The following is a 4,803-nucleotide window of genomic DNA, read 5'->3' as shown; positions in this document are numbered from 1 at the left end:
GATCCGCGTAGCCGCGGACGTCGTCCACCAACGCGAGCAAATCCTCGCTCTTGGTTCGCTGGACGTTGACGACCATCGCCGGTTCGCCGTTGATTTCGCCGACCGCGGTCACGTCTTCGAACTCATCGCGGACGACCCCGACGATCACCTACGGACAGCACGACGCCGCCCGGTTCAGTGATCAAAGGGATGCGTTCGATTTCATGACCGACGCGTCCTTTGTTCTTCGCACGCAGCAGGATCTCCTGACCCTGTGATTTCAGTTGCCCACCGGGCAATTCAATATTGTGGGCGCGGATGATTCCCGCCACGCGATCGAGTGTTAAGCCGTACGATCGCAGCGTCGCCTCCGGGATCTCGACATCGATTTGATAGTCTCGTGTTCCCATCAATTCGGCGACCGAAACGCTCGGCAGAAGCAGCATTTCTGAACGGACCCGCTCGGCCACCTCACGCAGGGCAAGTTCGCCGCGCCGCGACCGATCGTCTGGACCGATCACTCCGACGCGGATCGCCGTTTCGCGAAACGTGATCTGTTCGACGCTGGCGTCTTCAGCGAGTTCGGGGAAGCTCGGAATCCGATCCACCTCGCGGTCGATTTCCGACATCACCTTTTGGACGTCGTCCACATCTGTTCGCAACTCGGCGAGAACGTAACCGGTTCCCTCCATCGCGATGGACGTGACCTTTTTGATTCCATCGATCGAACGAATCGCTTCTTCGATCTTTTGGCAGATCGCTTCCTCGGAATCCTGCGGTGTCGCACCTGGGTACGGCACGGAGATCATCACGACCTCCAATTCAAATTCGGGGAAGACCTCCCGTCGCATGGTCATGAAGGCGCCGGCGCCAATCATCACCAACGCGAACATCACCACGTTCATTCCGGGCGCGTTGTGAATCGCCCATGAGATCGCTCTTCTCATCGATTCACTCCGGCGGCATTGAGTGAAACAGTATGCTCGGCGCCGGAGGCGTCGGTCAGGCTCTCCTGCCCGGCGTCGCGTTTGGCATCTTCGCCGGGCAGTTCAGCGATGTTCGCCGGCGGGTTGTCGACAACAATGCTCGCCGGAGCACGGACGGGATGAACGTCCGTCTGCATATTGCCCACCGGTGACACGACGACGTAAGAACCGTCTTTCAAAACGCCGCCAGGGACTTCGCAAATCCACGACTGACCGGTCATCGAATCATCGAGCCCGTCGCCGTTTTCGCTGGGCGATCTCCCGTCGGCAGGCAGAGAAGCGATGAAGTCTTTCTCGGTCACAAAACGATCGACCGGTCGGATGTCCTCGCGAATGATCAGTTTGCCGGGCACCCAGGCCGCGGGGTCAAAACCGGATAACGGGTCGAGCGGGTCTCTCTGAGCAACACTCTCGCCGTCATTCTCATTGTCGGTTTCATCACCGGAAGAAGTGTTGTCACTGTCCCCATTCGATTCGACATCAGCGTTGGCAACTTGAGAATCCGTGTCGCTCGAGTCTGTCGCATCGCCGTCGCTTTCTTTGTCCGAATTCGCGAGGATCGAAACATCCAGCACGCTCGGGTCGGAAACAAACTGCCAAACGCGGTTGCCCGGTTTGAGCGCTTCGCTCGGCAGGACGACCAAGTCCACCGCCGGGTTGAGTTCGAGTCTCAATTTCACAAACATCCCACGCACCAACGCGGTCGGACCGGCGACTGTATCCGGGGCCGTTTTCTTCTCGATCACTTTGCCCAACCGGATCGCTTCGAACGCCTGCGGTTCATCGACAACGATTCGTACCGGAACGGTTCGAGTTTGTTCGTCCAACCCGATCCCGTCGTATCCAACGAGTTTCCCCATCCACTGATAGATCAACCCGTCGCGGCCGGACACGACATAGCGGACCGTGACCGGAGTCGGTGGCAAACGATAGCCGCGATCCCCGCCTGCCGATGTATCCGCCGACACGTTTTCCGCCGAGTTATTCGACGCAGCGTCATCGCCGGTCGCCGGTGCCAAGCCCAGGTCCTCGGGCGGTTGTTCGCCGCGTTTGTTTTGGTTGAGAACCCAGTACAACTGGTCGATCCGCAGCTTGGCGGCGACTTCGACTTTGGATGTGTCTTCGAGCGTGACGACGGGGCTGCCCCGTGCCACGAACGTGTTCAGTTCGGCTTGTTCGCTGACGACGACGCCGGTGATCGGAGCTTTGATCACGGTTCGGCGGAGGTTGTTCTCAGCGGCCTCGAGTTGCATCGCCGCCAATTGCTCGGCGGACTCCAGTCGGGCTCGTCTTTTCTCGGCGAGATCGAGTTGGTTCTGATAGAGAACGAGTTGTTGTTCGCTGGCGAGCAACGCACGGCGTGCTTGGTCGAGTTCCCCTTGGCTGGCGAATTGGTTCGGCAACGCTTCTTGGCGTTTGAGTTCGCGACGTTGCAGTTCGATGTCGGCCTTGGCCAACGCGATCGAACGTTTGGTGTTGACCATCTCCTGGTCGACTTCACCGAGGGCTTCGTATTCCTGCTGGCGAAGACGCTGCAACCGTTTGACTTCGAGTTCGTAGTCGGTCGGATCGATACGCATCAGCACCGTGTTTTTAGTGACGTACTTTCCGGTTTCGCACAGCGGCGACTTTTCAACGATTTGGCCCGCCACCTCCGTCGCGAGGATCACCTCGCGAAACGGCACGACGGTTCCGTCGGCGCTCAGGTGCAGATTTTGGCCGGTGCTCTTGAGCGAGCGTACCGGTAAAACGTCAACTGCGGGTAAGGCGAACAGCCGGCCGACGGCGGTGTCGTCGAGCGGTGGACGTGAGATGGATTCGACCGAGCCGAGCATCCACACGATTCCGGATGCCGCCCCGAGGAGCAAGAACGGAACGACGATGTTGAAGAGCAACCATTTCGGAAGATTGCGGAGCGGTTCGACGGGCAGGTCCGGGGTCGCCGGAGTCTCGCCGCTAGCGTGAGTCGGCGAGTCATGGGGGGCGCCGACCGCAGTTGCCGAACCGACCGCGCCTGCATCGGCGGCTTCTCTGTTGACCGAATCACCGTTGACCGAATCACCGTTCGTTGATGGGTTGGCATGATTCGGGTCGGGTGGCAACGCCTTGCCTGTTTCCGGGTACGGATTCCCGGGCGGCGGCGATTTGGCTTTGGTCGATTCGATGCTCATAGCTGATTCTATTTTCTCTTCGTGAAACGCGTCGATCTGTATGGTTGCTAGGTCTTGGGACCGGATGCGGTGTGTCGGTTTGCAGTCAAGTTGTTCGTGGTTGGTGAGGCGGTTGCCTCGATCGCATCGCCGGGGCGGGTGGATGTATCGGGGGTGTTGTTTGTTTGGCTGTCGATCTGCTGTCGGATCTGCACGATGTCGGATCGTCCGCAGGCTGCGAGCGTGGAGGCGGTGATGTGGCGGCACAGCGATTCGGTGTCGAAATGCTGTTCGCGAATCTCTGACGCGACGAGTTGTTCGATCACCGGTTTGCCGATGAGGTAATGCAGGCACTGGCCGACGACACCGAGGGCGGTTTGGGCGACGAGGGCGTTCTCCTGCCAAGACCGTGTTGGTTCGGAATCGGCAACCGGCAGTGGAGCCATCAGTTGTGCGATCGTTTGGCACATCGCGTCGTGGAGCGGGCGAAAGTACTCTTGCACGACTTCGCTCATTGCGGTGGTGGGTTGTTGCATTTCACGCATCATCAGCATGGCCTCCCATCCCGTGTTGTCGCTGGCGAGCATCCGAGAGAGCAGGGTGCGAACGAGTTTTCCGAGCGTCTCCTCAGGCGGGGCGGACCCCACGATTGGCACGGGGTACTCTCGTTGGCGACGATCGCGTATCCCTGCCAAGACGGCCCGGTAGAGTCCCATCTTGTCGCCGAAATAGTAATTAATTGCTGCGATGTTGACCCCCGCAATCTTGGCGATTTCACGAACCGGTGCGCGATCGAACCCACGACGGGCAAATACCGGCCCTGCCGCGGCGATAAGGCGAGCCGACGGGTCCGCCGGAGCCGGGCTGTTGGCGTTTGACTCGCTGGCAGTCGTTGATTCGTCGGAGTCCGCCGGATCTTGCGTGTTTTTTTCCTGGGGCGGTGCCATCGAGATTTGGAGAAGGAGGGAAACGGGCGGGAATTGTGCGTTCCCGCCCATCATGACTGGAATACGGGGAAAGTTAAACATCTGTTTCAAACATTTGTTTTGAATCTGTCCTGGATCCTATTGTCGTTGTTTTTCCCTGGCCCATTGATTTGGCGACACCTGCTAAACTGTGGACTTTGAACTCCCCTCCCCCTTCCCCATCCCCAAGATTGCAGATGTCCGCAACTCCCGCCGATGCCTCGCAAGGTGGCTCGATAGACCACGTTTTGACCGAAGATCGTCTCTTCCCGCCTCCGGCCGAATTCACGCAAAACGCCGTTATTTCGAGTGTCCAGCAGTACGATGAGCTGTACGCAGCCGCCCGCGACACCCCGGACGAGTTTTGGCGAGAACAGGCAAACGAGCACCTCCATTGGTTCGAACCGTTCACGGAAGTCTGCCAATGGGAGGCGCCGGACGCGAAATGGTTCGTCGGCGGAAAAACAAACGCGTGCTACAACTGCGTCGACGCCCATGTCGAGGCCGGTCGAGGCGATAAAACCGCCATCATTTGGGAAGGCGAGCCCGGCGACCAACGCACGCTGACCTACCGCGAACTGCAAACCGAAGTCGCCAAATGCGCCGAAGCGTTCGAGCAACTCGGCGTCGAGCAGGGTGACGTGGTCAGCATCTACATGCCGATGACCCCCGAGTTGGCGATCGCGATGCTCGCTTGCGCCCGGATCGGTGCGATCCACTCGG

The 4,803-nt window shown here is 59.4% G+C and carries 4 protein-coding genes; 1 reads left to right on the top strand and 3 read right to left on the bottom strand.

Annotated features, from left to right (window positions below):
• Positions 1 to 122: 122 nt before the first annotated feature.
• The 3 genes from RSSM_RS03565 to RSSM_RS03555 are packed head-to-tail and all read right to left on the bottom strand — an operon-like array spanning position 123 to position 4,143.
• A complete protein-coding gene (locus RSSM_RS03565; protein WP_008674575.1) occupies positions 123 to 926 on the bottom strand; it encodes an efflux RND transporter permease subunit in 804 nt (267 codons plus the stop codon).
• A complete protein-coding gene (locus tag RSSM_RS03560) occupies positions 923 to 3,136 on the bottom strand; it encodes an efflux RND transporter periplasmic adaptor subunit (protein WP_008674573.1) in 2,214 nt (737 codons plus the stop codon). The genes RSSM_RS03565 and RSSM_RS03560 overlap by 4 nt, the downstream gene beginning before the upstream one ends.
• Positions 3,137 to 3,183: 47 nt before the next feature.
• Positions 3,184 to 4,143: a CerR family C-terminal domain-containing protein gene (locus tag RSSM_RS03555; RefSeq protein ID WP_236620913.1), complete on the bottom strand. Its 960-nt coding sequence runs from the start codon at positions 4,141 to 4,143 to the stop codon at positions 3,184 to 3,186.
• A 134-nt stretch (positions 4,144 to 4,277) separates the two neighbouring features.
• Here RSSM_RS03555 and RSSM_RS03550 point away from each other — a divergent pair.
• Positions 4,278 to 4,803 (top strand): acetyl-coenzyme A synthetase N-terminal domain-containing protein (locus RSSM_RS03550; RefSeq protein ID WP_044300908.1); only part of this gene is annotated, 526 nt, incomplete at its 3' end.

The sequence above is a fragment of the Aporhodopirellula sallentina SM41 genome, from assembly GCF_000346505.1.
GTDB classification, from domain to species: domain Bacteria; phylum Planctomycetota; class Planctomycetia; order Pirellulales; family Pirellulaceae; genus Rhodopirellula; species Rhodopirellula sallentina.
This window is presented reverse-complemented; position numbering and strand designations above follow the sequence as displayed.